Annotated in this window: 8 protein-coding genes; 4 read left to right on the top strand and 4 right to left on the bottom strand. The window is 45.9% G+C overall.

Features of this window, described 5'->3' with window-relative positions; genetic code table 11:
* Positions 1–21 precede the first annotated feature (21 nt).
* Positions 22–3,198, bottom strand: a complete 3,177-nt coding sequence (locus tag DXD65_RS08990) for a SusC/RagA family TonB-linked outer membrane protein (protein WP_005830275.1) — start codon at positions 3,196–3,198, stop codon at positions 22–24.
* Between the two features lie 119 nt (positions 3,199–3,317).
* Positions 3,318–7,328 carry a hybrid sensor histidine kinase/response regulator transcription factor gene (locus DXD65_RS08985; RefSeq protein WP_034532675.1) on the bottom strand — a complete coding sequence of 1,337 codons (4,011 nt, stop codon included), beginning with the start codon at positions 7,326–7,328 and terminating at the stop codon, positions 3,318–3,320.
* 244 nt (positions 7,329–7,572) lie between these two features.
* On the opposite strand from DXD65_RS08985, the gene DXD65_RS08980 reads away from it, so the two are divergent.
* Positions 7,573–9,570 (top strand): glycoside hydrolase family 2 protein, encoded by a 1,998-nt coding sequence (locus DXD65_RS08980; RefSeq protein WP_117887567.1) that lies wholly within the window; start codon positions 7,573–7,575, stop codon positions 9,568–9,570.
* Between the two features lie 81 nt (positions 9,571–9,651).
* Here DXD65_RS08980 and DXD65_RS08975 read toward each other — a convergent pair whose 3' ends face one another.
* Positions 9,652–10,752: a glycoside hydrolase family 43 protein gene (locus tag DXD65_RS08975; protein WP_008662759.1), complete on the bottom strand. Its 1,101-nt coding sequence runs from the start codon at positions 10,750–10,752 to the stop codon at positions 9,652–9,654.
* 138 nt (positions 10,753–10,890) lie between these two features.
* Here DXD65_RS08975 and DXD65_RS08970 point away from each other — a divergent pair, with 138 nt between their 5' ends.
* The 3 genes from DXD65_RS08970 (at position 10,891) to DXD65_RS08960 (ending at position 14,917) form a co-directional block, all read left to right on the top strand.
* Complete coding sequence (locus tag DXD65_RS08970; protein WP_008662761.1) at positions 10,891–12,417, top strand: MutS-related protein; 1,527 nt, start codon at positions 10,891–10,893, stop codon at positions 12,415–12,417.
* 246 nt (positions 12,418–12,663) lie between these two features.
* Positions 12,664–14,205, top strand: coding sequence for a glycine--tRNA ligase (locus tag DXD65_RS08965; RefSeq protein WP_057253822.1), 1,542 nt, complete (start codon positions 12,664–12,666; stop codon positions 14,203–14,205).
* Positions 14,206–14,272: 67 nt separating this feature from the next.
* Complete coding sequence (locus DXD65_RS08960; protein WP_008662765.1) at positions 14,273–14,917, top strand: FKBP-type peptidyl-prolyl cis-trans isomerase; 645 nt, start codon at positions 14,273–14,275, stop codon at positions 14,915–14,917.
* 153 nt (positions 14,918–15,070) lie between these two features.
* Here the strand turns inward: DXD65_RS08960 and DXD65_RS08955 are convergent, their stop codons facing one another.
* Positions 15,071–16,927: a serine hydrolase gene (locus tag DXD65_RS08955; protein ID WP_034532758.1), complete on the bottom strand. Its 1,857-nt coding sequence runs from the start codon at positions 16,925–16,927 to the stop codon at positions 15,071–15,073.
* Between the last annotated feature and the right edge of the window lie 9 nt (positions 16,928–16,936).

Here is a 16,936-nt window from a genome sequence, read left to right as displayed (position 1 = left end):
ATAAATGATTTGTCTGGCTCATTAGAAATTGAAGTTAAGGCCAAATGTATAGATACGTTGCGAAGGATAGCGCGCATCGTCCACACCACGTAGCAATACATTGTAGTTCAAAGCGCCTATTTCGGGATCGTAGCCTTTGTAGCCTGTGATGGTACAGAGGTTCTGGATGTTGACGTAGAGGCGCAGATGGTCTATCTGCAAACGGCGCAACCATTTCTGTGGGAAGGTGTACCCCAGCGAGATGTTTTTTATGCGGAGGTAGGAAGCGTCTTCAACAAAGCGGTCGGAGATACGGTTGTTGTCGTTGGCGCTACTGGTAGTGATGCGTTGTACTTTGGCTGCATCGGCGTTGGCCACGTAAACATTGGAAAGTACCTCGTCGCCCACTTCGGGGTCGTGCATGGCGATTTGGGCAATGCCGGTAGCTTCTTTCAGCAGGTTGCTGTTACGCATGGGATCGGTGAAGGTGCGGCGAATCAGGTTGATAGCCTTGTTGCCCACCGAGCCGTTCAGGAAGATGTTGAGGTCAAATCCTTTATAAGAAAGGTAGTTGTTGAAGCCGAACGTGAATTTGGGTGCCGGATTGCCGAGGAACGTGCGGTCTTTCTCATCAATTACACCGTTGTTGTCGCGGTCTTCATAGATGTAGTCACCTACCCAGATGCCCGATTTGCCGATGGTCTGGTCTTTCGGGATGGCTACTTGGATGCGGTTGCCCGTTTCGTCGAGCAGGAAGTTGCCGTCGGCACCTTTCTTGTAGAAATCTCCTTCTTCCTTGAACATACCGATTACTTTATAGCCGTAGAACTGCCCGACCGGTTCGCCCACCATGGTGTAGGTCAGTGTTTCCGAACCGTTGATTCCCGAAATAGCGGATGATTCGGAGTAGAGCTTCGTCACTTCGTTGTGGTTGATGGAGAAGGTGAGTCCTGAGGTCCAGGTGAAATCACGTGTCTGGATGTTGTGCGTGTTCAGGGTAAATTCTACACCTTTGTTGGTCATGGCACCGGCATTGACCCACGGTGCACGAATCAGACCGCTTACGTAGGTAGGAAGAGAAGCTTGCATCAGCAGATTGTCCGTTTTCTTGTAATAAGCATCGGCGATGAACTCTATGCGATTGTTGAAGAGGGCGAGGTCGAGTCCTACATTGAAGGAGTTTGTTTCTTCCCACTTCAGTTCACGATTAGGATAGTTGCCTGCATAGAAACCAGTACCCCAGATGGAGGCTGCCGAAGCCATGGTGACGCCGTAGGCATAGGAACCCGCCCATTGGTTACCTACTACACCCCAACCCAGGCGGAGTTTCAGTGAGTTGATGGCTTCCACATCTTTGAGGAAAGCTTCGTTGTTGACTTTCCAAGCCAATGCTACCGAAGGGAACCAACCCCAACGACTTTCTTTGGCAAACGAAGACGAACCGTCGGCACGGAGCGTAGCGGTCAGCAAGTAGCGGTCGTTGTAGTTGTAGTTCAGACGGCCGAAGTATGATTCGATGGCGGATGAACCACGGGAACTGTTGGCTTTTGCTGTTGTGGCATCACCCGCATCCAGTTCGTGTACGGAGTTGAAGAGGAAGTTGGTACGGCTGCCGCTCAGCGACTCGTACTTGTTTTCTTGCGCTTCGTGTCCCAGCATGGCAGAGAGGCCGTGTTTGCCGAAGGTATTATTATAAGTAAAGTAAGTTTTCAATGTCCAGTTGCTTCCGTTGCCGGCTCCACGGCTTGCTGACGACTGCTGCTTGAAGTGCTCGTAGTCGTAGGAGGGGGTAAACTTATAGTCGTTGCTGTAATTGAAGTTGGCGGCATATTCCGTGCGGAATACGAGTCCTTTCCACAGCTTGATGTCGGCAAAGGCGTTGACATAGACTTGTGTGTTGCGACTATAGTTTTCGTTTTGGATAAGGTCGGAGAGGGGGTTGGAGAAGTAAGTTCCATACATGTTCTCCGTCTGCATGCCGAAACTGCCGTCCGGGTTGCGGGCAGGCACTTCGGGGAGCTGGTTTAGGGCATTGTAGATGGCACCCGAACCGTCTACGTTGTTGGTCTGCTGTGTACGGGCTACGGAGGCGCGCAAGCCGGTGGTGAGCCACTTGTTGATGTCGTTGTCCATGTTGACGCGGAAAGAGAAACGCTCAAAGTCCGAACCGAATACAATACCGTCTTGCTGCATGTAGCCGCCGGAGAGCGAGTATTTCATGCTCTTCGAACCTCCGGAGATGTTTATCTGATGGTTGTGCATCGGGGCAGTGCGGAAGATTTCATTCTGCCAGTCGGTACCGCGGCTGAGGAGTGAGGGGTCTTTGAACTCTTCGCGTGCACCGAAGCCGATGGTGGCGGCGCGGAGGTTCTGGTAAACTGCATATTCGGGGAGTGTCAGTGTTTCCAGTTTCTTGGGAAGCTGTTGCAAGGCATAGTAACCTTCGTAGGAGACCTTCGTTTTGCCCTCTTCGCCCTGACGGGTGGTGATGAGTACTACACCGTTGGAGGCGCGGCTACCATAGATGGCTGTGGCCGATGCATCTTTCAATACTTCCATGGAAACGATGTCTGCAGGGTTGATGGAACTGAGCACGCTGCTGTTGCTGGTGTTGTTGCCTGAGATGGCTACACCGTCGATAACGTAGAGCGGTTCGTTGCCGTTCAAGGAGTTGATACCACGGATGCTGACCGAGATACCGCCACCCGGAGTTCCGGAATTCTGGGTCACCTGCACACCGGCGGCACGTCCTTGCAAAGCTTGGTCGAGCGAGGTGACTACGGACTTTTTCAGTTCGTCACCCGTCACGCTGACTACGGAACCGGTCAGGTCACTGCGTTTCATCGTACCGTATCCCACTACTACTACTTCGTCCAGCATCTCATTGTCTTCTTGCAGCAGTATGTCGATGCGGATGGTGCGCTCTACTTTCACCTCTTTGGTGCGGTAGCCGATGTAAGAGACTATCAATGTTTGTCCCAGATTTGCCTGGATGGTGTAACGGCCGTCGATGTCGGTAATGCCGCCCGTATTGGTTTCTTTCACTTTGACGGTGGCTCCTACAAGTGGCTCACCGCCCGATTCTGATTTAACGATACCGGATACTGTTTTGGTTTGTCCATACGTGGAAACAATACCCAAACCTAGTAACACGATAACAAGCAATTGTCTCAATTTTGTCCATTCCCATTGAGAGCATACATTTGCGTGTAACTTCATAATACTTTAATTTAAGATTTAAAAATAACTGTTATTAAAAGCTACTGCAAATATGGAAAGTTATCATAATAGCATAGGTCTATCATGTCTCAAATAACATACCTTTATGTTTCAAGTTATCATTTTAGACTGCGGATGTAATCAGATGGTGATATTCCAAATTCATTCTTGAAGTTTACAGTGAACCTTTTTGGAGAACTGAATCCCACCTCATAGGCAATTTCTGCAATTTGTTTCTGGCTTTCCTTTAGAAGTTGCTTACTGCGCTTCAAACGGATAATCCGGATGAATTCTGCCGGACCTTTACCGGTGATACACATCAGCTTTTTGTAGAGATGGCTACGACTCAACCCCAATTCTGCTCCTAACATTTCCACAGAGAAGTCGGAATCACTCATGCGCTCTTCTACTATTTTGATAGCTTTTTCAATAAATTGTTCGTCTAGTGGAGTGATTGTTATTTCATTAGGTGTCACTTCTATTTTCTGACTGAATTTACGATGGCTTTTTTCTGTCCATTCAATAAATTTCCTGATGCGCAGCTTTAGTAATTTGAAGTCAAAAGGCTTTACGATATAGTCATCGGCTCCTTGCTCAAATCCTTCACTTTTGTATTCTTCTGCCATACGGGCTGTAAGCAATATAACGGGAATGTGGGACCATTGCATGTTTGTTTTGATTTGCCGACATAGCTCTGTTCCATTCATCACTGGCATCATGATGTCGCTTATTACAATATTGACACTGTTTTTTTCTAATATCTTCAATGCCTCTGCTCCATTGTAGGCAACCTGTATGGCGTATTCATCGGACAGGTATTCAGACATGAAACTACAGAAATCCTTGTTGTCGTCCACCAACAAGATGGTATACCGCAATTCTTCCGCATTTGGAACGGGAAGTTCATTCGGAGCTTTGTCATTGTTTAGCAGTTCCGGAAGTAATTCCTCCTTTTCACTGGCATATGTGACGATAGGCAATTTAACGGTAAATACGGAACCTTTAGGAAAATTGTCTGTAACGGAGATTGTTCCTTTGTGTAGATGTACATATTCGTTTGCAATATGCAGGCCGATTCCACTGCCGGTTTTTTCCGAAGTTTGTTGCACCTGATAAAAACGTTCGAAGATATGTTTCTTGTCTTTGTCTATGATACCTTGTCCGTTGTCTGCCACACAGATGCATACATTGTCATCTTCGCGATAAAGATGTACATTGATTTCTCCTTTATCAGGAGTGTATTTGAAGGCATTGGACAACAAGTTGTTCATTACTTTTTTTATTTTAACCGGATCGAAGGACATGTTCAGGTTTTCTACTTCGCACATGAAACAGAAGCTGATGGTATGGTCAAGAGCATACTCTTGAAAAGTACTGCAAATCTCGCGGATAAAGTTGACAATATCTCCCGATTTGTAATGAGCTGTCTCGGCTCCTACATCCAGTTTCCGGAAATCAAGCAGAGAGTTTATCGATGTAAGTAATTGTTGTGCATTTTTATTGATTGTATTTAGTTTTTTGCGTATTCCGTCATCCAGGGTTTCTGACAATAACATTTGTAACGGGCTAATGATAAGCGTCAGTGGTGTACGTAAATCATGGCTTATATTTGTAAAGAACTTTAGCTTCATCTCATTCAGGAGCAACTTTTGTTCTTGCTCCAGTTTTGCTCGTTGTTGCTCCAGTCTTATGTTGTGATGCTTTTTGAATCGGTATATTACATAGGATATTATACCAATGGCAAACAATATGTATAAGATGATAGCAACATTACATAAATATATTGGAGATGAAACGGTTATATTCAACTCACTAGCTTCGTCATTCCATATACCGTCACTGTTACAAGCTTTAATCAATAGTTTGTAATTGCCAGGAGGAAGGGTGGTGAAAGCTATTTTGTTCTCGTTTGTATAGTACCATTGGGTATTTAATCCTTCCAGTTTATAGGCATATCTTATTTTATCAGCATTCAGCAAATCGCCTGCGGCAAATTCGATGGAGATTAAATAATCGTCATATCTGACAGACAATGATGGGGTTCTGCCAAGTACAGTTGTTAATAGTTTACGCCCTTCATATATTGAGTCTACTTCTATATGTTGATTGCCAATGGTCAGATTTGTAAAATACACCTTTGCCAGCGGTCGGCTCTTTTCGGTCAGCTTGTTCGGATTTATAGATGTATAGCCACTGGTGCCTCCCAGCAGTAAATCTCCGCTGGACAATTTACAAGCGGAATGGGAGTTGAAATGATTTTCTGGCAATCCGTCTCTGGTAGAAAGATTCTTGAAAGAAAAGTCTACTCCTTCCTGGGTGTCTGGGGTTACTTCCAATATAGACAATCCGTTACTTGTTGCAAGCCACATGTTACCATGATTGTCTTGGGTTATACTGTTAATGAGATTGTCACACAATCCGTTGTTTACGTCGAACCAGTGTAGTGAATCATTTTTTAAGTCCCAGGCAGTCAATCCTTGTTTATGGGCTAACCACAATATATCTCTGTCGTCCTTGAATACAGTGGAAATGAAGAGCTGCTTGAATGGCTGTGTCTCTTTTCGATTGGCATAAATCATTTCGGGTTTTCTCGTCACGATGTCCATTACACAGAGTCCGTATGTAGTCCCAATATACATTTTGTCTCCATAGTCATAACAGATATTGAGTACATTGATATTATTCCCATCAGGTAGTAGATAACTTGTCGCAGTATTTGCGTCCGGATTAAAACAAACCAAAGTTTCCAGTACATAACCTATCCATAAGTTTCCATATCGGTCTTCCTTCATACTCCATACGCCACTGTATGGCAGTTGGCTGTTCTCTGGAGTAAAATGGCGAATACTGTTGTTCTCATAGCAGAACAATCCGTCTTGATAACTTCCTGCCCAAATCCGTCCTTTATGGTCTTCGAGAAGACTGATGATGGCTATGTCGGGGATGGATAGTTTGCGAATGGCAAATCCTTTTTGCTTTTCTTTTACATAAAGTCCGTTCCCATCTGTTCCCAGCCAAATGTTTCCGGCCTTATCCTCTAAAATGGAGGCTATATCACCACATTCTTTATGCTGGGTATCAATAAATTCATGGAAGCTTTCGTGATAATAAGAAACTCCTTTTTTGAAATTTCCTAACCAAATGACGCCTGAATCATCACGGTAGATTGTATTTATTCTGTTGGAAGCAAGGGATGTGGAAGACATAGGGGTATTCAGGAGGTTGACAAGGTTATCATTTACGTAGTCATAAATGAATACTCCTTTATGGTCCGTTCCTATCCAGACATGTCCGTTCGAGTCATCCAGTATGCTCCTTACCGCATTACTTTTTGTCTCTATTTTAGAATGGAGATTGATTTGGTTCCATTCCGATTTTATGTTTTTCTTATAGAATATTTGTTCATCGGTATATGAATATAGCCAGATGCCTCCATGATAATCAATGTATATGTGCTTTTCGATAATAGAGTTGGAGGGTAAGCTGATGTTATCTACCCGTTTACATTTCTTTGCGTTGTTCTCTAGTTTCAATAAGGTCGAATTCCAAAGAAGATATAGGTTTTCACCATCATCGCTGATACTCAGTTCCGGAGTTTCTTCTGGAAAGTTTTCTATTTTGAATGTTTTAAGGGTTTTATGAGAAAAATTGAAGTAAAAAGCATTTTGGCCTTGCAGTACCCATAAATTGTGTCTTTTGTCAACATGTACTTTGTAGGTACCATTTATCTGGATGCCTATTTTAAGGAGGTATGAGGGAATATCGGTAATGAAGTTGTCTTTGTCTCGGTCGTATATACAATATCTTGCCTCGCTTCCAATCCACAAATTGCCCAAACCGTCTTCCTGTAAGTTCCAGATGTCGTTAGACAATAAAGAATGGATGTCTTTTTCTTTGGGTTGATACACTTTAAAGCTATATCCGTCGTATCGGTTCAATCCATTGGCGGTCCCTATCCATAAAAAGCCTTCACAGTCTTTCAATATGGTTTTTACGTTATTGTTTGAAAGCCCGTTTTCTACTTTCAGATGGCGAAATACATACGGAGTTTGTCCTGCTAACGGCAGATAAGCCAGTAACAGAATAATGAGGGGGAACACTAATTTGTGTAAATAGTTTGTAAAAGACATACTATATAATCTGAAATTGAATTCTCAAAGATAGCAATATCTTATTTAAATAAACGTAAATATGTTGCATTAATAGGTCTGTAATGTTGCATCGCGGTCGTATAAGTCTTAAACATGTCATCCGTTTGTTGTCTTGCGTGTCTTGAAGTGTTTTTCTCATTTATTATTCAACATTTATTTCATACCTTTGCAGGGAAGGACTGGTTCCTGCCAATATGATTAACCTTCTAATACTTTATCGAAAATGAACAGATTCATCATTTTATTTTTATTCTCTTTGGGAATATTGTCAACATGTGTATTTGCCGTAGAGGTGATTCCACTGAATGAAGGATGGAATTTCCACCGGGGTTTTCAGGCACCTGCTTCGGAAATAGTGAAGGTTACTTTGCCTCACACTTGGAATGCGGGCGATGGCATGTTTGGCAATGCCGATTATTATAGGGGATTATGCAATTACAGTCGTAAGTTGTCTGTTCCTGCCCATTATCGGGGCAAACGTTTTTTCTTGAAAGTGATGGCTGCACAGACGGTTGCCGACATTTTTATCGACCATTATTTTGTGATGCAACATAAAGGTGGTTATACGGCATTTGTAGCAGAACTGACTGATTTCTTGGTTCCGGGAAAAGAAAGTGTATTGGAAATTCGTGTCAGCAATGCTCAGACTATGGATATCGCTCCCATTTGCGGTGACTTCAATATGTTTGGCGGGTTGTATCGGGGAGTGGAGCTGCTGGTAACGGAGGATGTCTGCATAGAACCTGCTTATTATGCCTCTTCAGGTGTATTCTTCACTCAGTCCGATGTATCGGAGAAAAAGGCCCATTTGAAAATTGAAGCACTGCTTTCGGCAAGGGAAACTACTGTGACCGGTTGCGAGGTGGAGTTTCAACTATATGACAAGGAAAAGTTGCTTTGCCGTGTTGCCAGTGCAGAGGTGGGTGAGGATAAAAAGGTGGTGATGGACATGGTGCTTGAAAGGCCTCATTTGTGGGATGGAGTGAAGGACCCCTATTTATATAAAGGAGTGGTGATATTGCGTAAGGATGGGAAAGAGATAGACCGCCGCGAAGAAGAGATAGGTTTCCGCTACTTTCATGCCGATGCGGAAAAAGGTTTCTTTCTGAATGGAAAGCCTTATCGTTTGAATGGCGTGAACCGGCATCAGGACAGGGCGGAACGCGCTTCGGCATTTTATCCGCAAGACCATGACGAAGATTTGGACTTGATGCAGGAAATGGGATGCAATGCCGTGCGTCTTTGCCACTATCCGCAAGCCAAATACATGCATCAACAGATGGACAAGCGGGGACTGGTGGCATGGGTTGAGATTCCTTTTGTCAATGTTTATGTGAATAATCCTGCTTATGATGAAAACTTGCGCCTGCAATTGAAGGAACTGATTTTACAGAACTACAATCACCCCTGCATTTTGTTCTGGGGGCTGTTCAATGAGATAAATTCCGGTTGGCTGGACCGTCCTTCGCGTATGGCGGCAGAGCTTCATGCTTTGGCCCGTCAGTTGGACCCGAGCCGTCCCACTATGGGAGCCAGTAATCAGGATGACGACTTCAACGGATTCACCGACCTGATTGCTTTCAACAAGTATTTCGGCTGGTATGGCGACAACATGGATGACATGGGGCGCTGGATAGACCGCGAGCATGCAGCACATCCGGAGCGGAAGATGGGCATCAGCGAGTATGGTGCCGGGGCATGCGTATTCCAGCAGGAGGACTCGCTGAGGCATCCGGAACCGTGGGGGCAATGGCATCCCGAAAACTGGCAGACTTATTATCATGTGGAGAATTGGAAACAGCTTCAGGAACGCGAATTCTTGTGGTGCAACTTCATCTGGTGCATGTTCGACTTTTCGGCGGCAGGCCGTAGGGAGGGATCCATTATGGGACGCAACGATAAGGGGCTGGTGACTTACGACCGGAAAATAAAGAAAGATGCCTTTTACTTTTATAAGGCAAACTGGAATCAAGAAGATAAGTTTGTATATATCGCAGGAAAACGATTGGTAAACAGAACCCGCAAAATCGTTGATGTGCAAGTATTCAGCAATAGCGGAGCTGCCAAATTGTATATCAATGGCAAAGCATATGGGACTGCAAAACCTGATTCCGTAAATGTACTGGAATGGAAAGGCATTGTATTGGATACCGGTGAAAATAGAATTGAAGTCAGGAACAAATATGGAGCGGATTGTTGTGTATGGATATGTCCTTTTTAATTTTCATCAGGCGCGGAATGTATAGGAGAGCCACAGGGAATAATGAACCGTGAAATGCTGTACAGTCTGCGCCTGATAGCTTTAATATGTGATTTTCTGTAAATCCGTATTCGGTCCGTAGACCACCAGTTTCCCGTCTGGTTGGATGTCTATGAGGTCGATGAATACCATTCGTTCGTCACCAGTGGTTTCGGTGCGTCCATGATAGACACAGTAGAGGCGGTTGTGAATATCGATGAGCATACAATGTCCGGTTCCGGTCACGATGCCGCCTTGCTCTGTATCCTTTTGCAGCACTGGATTGTTGGCAGCTTTTGTGAATGGTCCTAAGGGGTTCTGGGAGGTAGCATAACCCACCGCATAATTTTTCCCTCCGAAAAAGTTTGCAGAGTACAGCATATAGTAAAGATTTTTGTGCTTCACGATATACGAACCTTCTGTCCAGCGTCTGTTGACTTCATGTGAAGTCACCGAGCGGTTCTCCCATTCCGCTTGAGGGTCGTCCATTGTCTGGGGCGGGCAAAGCAGTGCTACCGGTTCTCCGATGATACCAGAGAAATCTGGTTTCAGTTCCACGCCGTAAATCCAACTTTCCTCAATCTCGTCAAACCAGCCCTTTTCTTTAGCCCATGCTGAAACTTCGCTTTCAACGGCATGTTTGTAGCAGCAGCGGGAGTAGTAGAGGTAGGTCTTTCCGGAAGCATCGTCAAAGAGTATGTTTGCGTCGATGATAGGATAGCCGGGGTCGAATACCGGTTGGTTGAACAGGTCTTTGAAAGGGCCGGTAGGCTTATCGGCTACGGCTACACCGATACGGAAGTTCTCTTGCTCCTTAGTGGGATTTTCCTTCCAGTTGGCGCTGAACCATAGGTAGTATTTGCCGTCCCGTTCATACACTTCGGGTGCCCAGAAACAGTCGGTGGTCCATGAGTCGGAGGTGCCGCCTTGATAGATGGGACCCTCGTCTGTCCATGTCACCAGGTCATCGGAGGAGTATACTTTAAAACCGTTCGATACTCCGCCCGTTCCGTACATATAGTATTTGCCGTCGGAGGCTTTCAGTAGGAACGGGTCTCCGAAGGCCATGGGCAGGGGATTCTGATATGCTACTTTCTTGTTTCCGCATGATGTTGACAGTAAGGCCAGTAAAAACAGTGTCAATGTGAAAAAAGTGTGTTTCATCTTGTTATAATTTTAATGGTGAAGTAATGAAAAGTGTTTGTATTCGCAAAGTAAACATAATATAGGGAAAGCAGCAAGGAAATTAGATAGAATGCAATCTTTTCATTATTTTTGTGCATCATTCCAAATAATTCTTTGATGGAACAGTCATTTTCGGATATATCGCTATACCACGAGTACCGGTCGGCGAGGGAGACAGAACATTTGGTGTCGCAGAAAACCTGGGATGACCTCAATCTGGATGATTTTTTCGAATGGGCTGACCGTACCTCTTCTTGTGTGGGCCGACAGTACCTCTACGACGTGTTGCATTACAACCGTCTTTCGGAGATTTCGGAACAAGAGGAAGTGATTCGTAAGCTTTCTGCTGACAAGGAGTTGCGTGCAGAAATCCGGTCGGAGTTGCGGAAACTGGATACGCCGGATGCTTATACCATTGCATCGCTATTCTCCATTTCCCATCCCGTGTATTCCCGCCGCTTTTACCGTTTGCTGACTATCTTGCAATTCGCGCCTTTTGTTTTGTTGGGAATAGTTTACATTACGTCTTCGCTTTATGTTCTGGGGATTTTGTGCACATCGGTATTGGTGAACATGGTACTGCACTATCGCAGCAAGGCGCGGATTCAGGGCTATTTCTTTTCCATTCCTCAGTTATGGCAGTTGCTCAGGCAAGCGGAGAAGTTGGCACAGATTCCGTTGTGTGCATCCGTGCATCGGGATATCCAAAAGACTTTGCAGGCATTGCATCCGTTGCGAAAGAAACTTTCCACTTTCCGTTTCAGTATCAGACTGGAGAGCGACATCGCCATTTTCGCTTATTTCTTCACCGAGATAGTGAATGTGTTTTTTCTGCGGGAAGTTATTCCGGTTTCCAAGGCTTTCTTTCTATTGCGGGGTAGACAGGAACAGATTGAAGAGGTTTTCCGCTATTTCGGATTGGTGGATGTGCTTTGCTCTGTTTCCGAACTCCGGGATGGGCTGCCTTATTATGTTTTACCGGAAGCTTGCAGCGAGGGTGAAACGTTTCATGCAGAAGGGCTTTATCATCCGCTTATAGAACGTTGTATCCCTAATGACATTACACTCTGTGGCAAATCTGTCCTTGTTGCCGGCTCCAATATGTCCGGTAAGACAACTTTTATCCGTGCCATCGGACTTAACCTGCTTTCCGCACAAGTGCTCCATACTTGTTTTGCCCGCAGTTTCCGTTTTCCTATGGATACTGCATTATATTCTGCTATCCATCTGGAGGATAGTCTGATGGAAGGAAAAAGTTTCTTTCTGCAGGAGGTGCAAATTGTTCGAGAGATGCTGGAAGCCGGAAAGGAGTGTTGGCGGTTTTTCCTGCTGGACGAGTTGTTCAAGGGGACGAATACGGTGGAACGGATAGCTATAGCCAAAGCTGTGCTGTCTGCTTTGGCGCACAAGAACAGTATTGTGTTTGCTTCCACTCACGATGTCGAACTGGCTTCCTTACTTGAGGACGAATATGAATTGTTTCATTTTTGTGAGTGTGTTGCCGACAATACATTGTCTTTTGATTATAAGTTGAAGCCGGGACCGGTGACGGAACGTAATGCCATCCGGATTATCGAGATGTGCGGCTATCCGCAGGAAGTGGTCAGGGAAGCATATCGGCTGGTTGGAAAGGGTAAAATGTAATATTTAATGTCTTCTTGTAGGTGGAAGTAATGAGGGTAAGTATTTATGCTTGTATCTATTTTCAAGTGTAGAAACGTTCGTATCCTACCGATAGGGAATTGTAATTTTTATGCTTCGGTGCGTCCGTTCAAAAGGTGGAATAAGATAAATTAATACCCTCCGTGTCCTACTTACGATATAAATCCCTATCTTTGTGGCGCTTTTTAGCTGAAAATAAGATTCAAATTAATTTAGATACAACAGAAAATGGCACAAGAAGACGTTTTTAAGAAACTCGTATCACACTGTAAGGAATATGGTTTTGTGTTCCCTTCCAGCGAGATTTATGATGGACTGGGAGCTGTGTATGACTATGGTCAGATGGGTGTGGAACTGAAAAATAACATCAAGCAATACTGGTGGCAGAGTATGGTACTGCTGCACGAAAATATTGTCGGCATCGACTCGGCTATCTTTATGCACCCCACTATCTGGAAAGCCAGCGGACACGTGGACGCTTTCAATGACCCTTTGATTGACAACCGCGATTCCAAGAAACGTTATCGTGCCGATGTGTTGATAGAGGACCAGCTTGCCAAGTACGATGACAAGATAAACAAAGAAGTGGCCAAAGCTGCCAAGCGTTTTGGTGAGGCTTTCGATGAGGCTCAGTTCCGCAGTACCAACGGTCGTGTGCTGGAACACCAGGCCAAGCGTGATGCCCTGCATGAACGCTTTTCCAAGGCTTTGAACGATAATAATCTGGACGAACTCCGTCAGATTATCCTTGACGAAGAAATCGTTTGTCCTATCAGTGGTACAAAGAACTGGACAGAGGTGCGCCAGTTCAACCTGATGTTCTCAACAGAGATGGGTTCCACTGCCGATGGTGCCATGAAGATATACCTTCGCCCGGAAACGGCACAAGGTATCTTCGTAAATTACCTGAATGTACAGAAAACCGGTCGTATGAAGATTCCTTTCGGTATCGCCCAGATTGGTAAGGCTTTCCGTAACGAAATCGTAGCTCGTCAGTTCATCTTCCGTATGCGCGAGTTCGAGCAGATGGAAATGCAGTTCTTCGTGAAGCCGGGTACGGAACTCGACTGGTTCAAGACCTGGAAGGCTACCCGTCTGAAATGGCACAAGGCGCTGGGCTTCGGCGACGACCATTACCGCTACCACGACCACGACAAGCTGGCTCACTACGCCAATGCGGCTACGGACATCGAGTTCCTGATGCCCTTCGGCTTCAAGGAAGTGGAAGGCATCCACAGCCGTACGAATTTCGACTTGTCCCAACATGAGAAGTTCTCCGGCAAGAACATCAAGTATTTCGACCCTGAAACCAACGAAAGCTATACCCCGTACGTCATCGAGACCTCGATTGGTGTAGACCGCATGTTCCTCAGCATCATGTCTGCTTCCTATTGTGAAGAGAAGCTGGAGAATGGTGAAACGCGCGTAGTATTGAAACTTCCCGCTGCCCTGGCTCCGGTGAAGCTGGCTGTGATGCCGTTGGTAAAGAAAGACGGACTGCCCGAAAAGGCACGCGAAATCATCGACAACCTGAAGTTCCACTTCCATTGCCAGTACGACGAGAAAGACTCCATCGGCAAGCGTTACCGCCGTCAGGATGCCATTGGTACTCCGTACTGCGTAACTGTAGACCATCAGACTTTGGAAGACAACTGCGTGACTTTGCGTAACCGTGATACCATGCAGCAAGAACGCGTGGCTATCTCCGAACTGAACAATATCATTGCAGACCGCGTAAGCATCACATCGCTGCTGAAAACGTTGCAATAAATCGGTTATGGAATGGACTGGTGCGTGAACAAACTGAAATAGTAAATAGTAAATAATAAAATAGTAAATGAAAAAGTCCCTTTTGTTTTTGCCTTTCCTGCTGTTGCTGGTGGGTGCTTTTATCTCTTGTGAAGAAGTGGAAGAGGCTGGAAAGTATGATAACTGGAGAGAGCGCGGCGAGGCTTTTGTTGACTCGATAAGAAGGCTGACCGGCGATAACTATGTCGCCACAGCAGAGCAGGCCGATGCTATGGAACTCGGGAAACTGTATGCCATACAGACGACTGCAAGCACTTCTGAAGGCGCTCAGTATGTCTATTGCAAAAAGCTTGTGAAGAATGAGACGGGTGAACGTCCGTTGTATACGGGTTATCATTCAAAGGTGAATGCTTATTATTATGGGACTTATGTGAACGGCGAAGAATTCGACGGTTGCTTTGACGGTTATAGTGCTATTGACCGTGATATACCTATTCCTCCGGTAAAAGAACCTACGGCTTTTGATTCATTCGTGGATTTTGAAGTTTCGGGTGTCGTTGCCGGTTGGACAGCTGCTTTGCAGCTTATGCGGACGGGTGAGCGGTGGATGTTGTATATCCCTTATCAAAGCGGATATGGTATAAATGATTATACTGCTCCTTATTCTACAAATACAATCCCCGGAGGATCTCTGCTGACGTTTGACTTGCAACTGGTTAGCTTTGCCGAATGAAATAAAAGATAAAAGAGGGTGTGTGCCGAAACGCCCCATTAAGCAAATTCCCCCTGCCATAGACATCTATGGCAGGGGGAATTTGCTTAATGGGGGTTGGGTATGTCTTCTTCTGCCTGCTGGTGGTGGCAGACGCTCGGATGCCGGTTCGTTCTATATTTTCTTCTTGATGGCCTTTACCCAAATCCTGTATCCATCCTCGTTCAAATGTAGTCCGTCGCCGGTCAGTTCACTACGCAGTACATTCGTTCCCTTCTCTGTAAACAAGGGGAAGAGGTTGATATAGGCAATGTCTTTTTCTTTGGCAAGTGCTTCTAAGCGGGCATTGACTTCGGGCACCATATCGGTTTTTCCGGTCAGGCTTTTGTACCGGCCGAAACTTTCGTTGAAAGGAAGCAGGCTTTGTAGGTAGAGTTTCGTATCGGGAGATTCTTTCCGAATACGTTCTATTGTCATACGAATCATACTTACAATGCTATCCGACGTCAGATTGTGGGAAATGTCGTTGACTCCGATAAGCAGGAACAGCTTGGCGGGATGTCCGGGGAGTATCTGGTGCAGACGGTCATAGATACCCATCACTTCGTCACCGATAATGCCGCGGTTGCGTACGTTCTTCTTGCCGAGGCGTGCCGACCAGTCACCGCCGCCTTCAGTCAGGCTGTTGCCAAGCATGACGATGTCTTTGCTTGTAATGGCAGGCTCATCCATAAACTGTAGGAAGCGTTTGTAATAGTGGTCTGTATAGGCGTGTGGAACGGGACAGATAGAAGCGGCTACAGCGTTGGCAACCAATGAACGCAGACGAACCACGCTATGCCCGTCTTCCGGATGCACGGCATTGATAAGCAGTATGACGGAAGTGTCATTGTCCGGGTCGATAACGATGGAAGTACCCGTATATCCGGTATGGCTATAGGTGTTCGGGCCGAACAAGTCCCCGTTGTTGGAGGCATATGCTGTGAAGCAGTCCCAGCCGAGAGTGCGTCCCAGGCTGGCAGTGGCGCGTGGCACGGTACGCATGGCTTTTACGCCCAGCGGGCTCAGGATGCGGCGGCCGTTCCATTCGCCTCCGTTCTGCAGGGTTGCGCAGAGCACGGCAATATCTTCGGCACAGGAGAATACTCCGGCGTTGCCGCTGATGCCTCCGTTCATGATACGTGCCAGCGGGTCGTGTACTTGTCCGTAGAGGACTTGCCCGTCAGGTTGTTTTTCGGTTGGCGCGATGGCATTGTGCCAGTCTCCTTTGGTGATACCTGCCCAGTTTGCGTCCGCTGTATTTATCCATTTGCCATTCTTGTCACGTTGGCAGGGCAGATAGTCGGTATGCTCCATGCCGAGTACATCGAATATGTTTTCACGGGCAAAGTCACGCAGGCTCTGGCCGCTTATTGTCTCGATGATATGTTGCAGGGTGATGAAGTTGAGGCAACTGTATTGGAAATCTGTCTGTGGCTTGAAGTCGCGTTTGCAAGTAGCGATATACTCTATGAGACCATCGGGATTGGGAGAACCGTACTGCTTTTCTAGCTCGGCTACCGGTGCATAGGGAGGAAGACCGGAAGTGTGTGTCATCAAATCGGCAATGCGGATTACCTTTTTCTCTTTGCCGTCTTCGCTTTCCCAATTCTTGAAATGGGGTATGTAGAGGCTGACGGGGTCCAGCATACGGAGCTTGCCGCGTTCTGCCAGTATCATCGTACATACGGCGGTCGACATGGATTTGCTGCAAGATGCCATATCAAAGATAGTATTGGCAGTCATAGGCTCCACATTGGGATAAATACGCTTGTTGCCGTAAGCTTTCAGATAGGCCATCTTGCCGTTACGTACTACAGCAAGTACGGCACCGGGAATATCCTTGTTGGAGATGGCTGTTTCAATCGCTTCGTCAGCATACATCAACTTGCGTGAGTCCATTCCCACTTGTTCAGGGGCTACGCGTTGCAAGGGTTGCGCGGTGGCAGCTTGCAGACAAAGAGAAAAGAGAAAAAAATATATTGCTTTCATAATAAAGGA

This window comes from Bacteroides sp. 4_1_36 (assembly GCF_003466325.1).
GTDB classification, from domain to species: Bacteria; Bacteroidota; Bacteroidia; order Bacteroidales; family Bacteroidaceae; genus Bacteroides; species Bacteroides uniformis.
This window is presented reverse-complemented; position numbering and strand designations above follow the sequence as displayed.

Bases quoted from the DNA above. Each gene is read 5' to 3' on its own strand.
- DXD65_RS08990 (WP_005830275.1), bottom strand. From the start codon at position 3,198: ATGAAGTTACACGCAAATGTATGCTCTCAATGGGAATGGACAAAATTG.
- DXD65_RS08985 (WP_034532675.1), bottom strand. From the start codon at position 7,328: ATGTCTTTTACAAACTATTTACACAAATTAGTGTTCCCCCTCATTATT.
- DXD65_RS08980 (WP_117887567.1), top strand. From the start codon at position 7,573: ATGAACAGATTCATCATTTTATTTTTATTCTCTTTGGGAATATTGTCA.
- DXD65_RS08975 (WP_008662759.1), bottom strand. From the start codon at position 10,752: ATGAAACACACTTTTTTCACATTGACACTGTTTTTACTGGCCTTACTG.
- DXD65_RS08970 (WP_008662761.1), top strand. From the start codon at position 10,891: ATGGAACAGTCATTTTCGGATATATCGCTATACCACGAGTACCGGTCG.
- DXD65_RS08965 (WP_057253822.1), top strand. From the start codon at position 12,664: ATGGCACAAGAAGACGTTTTTAAGAAACTCGTATCACACTGTAAGGAA.
- DXD65_RS08960 (WP_008662765.1), top strand. From the start codon at position 14,273: ATGAAAAAGTCCCTTTTGTTTTTGCCTTTCCTGCTGTTGCTGGTGGGT.
- DXD65_RS08955 (WP_034532758.1), bottom strand. From the start codon at position 16,927: ATGAAAGCAATATATTTTTTTCTCTTTTCTCTTTGTCTGCAAGCTGCC.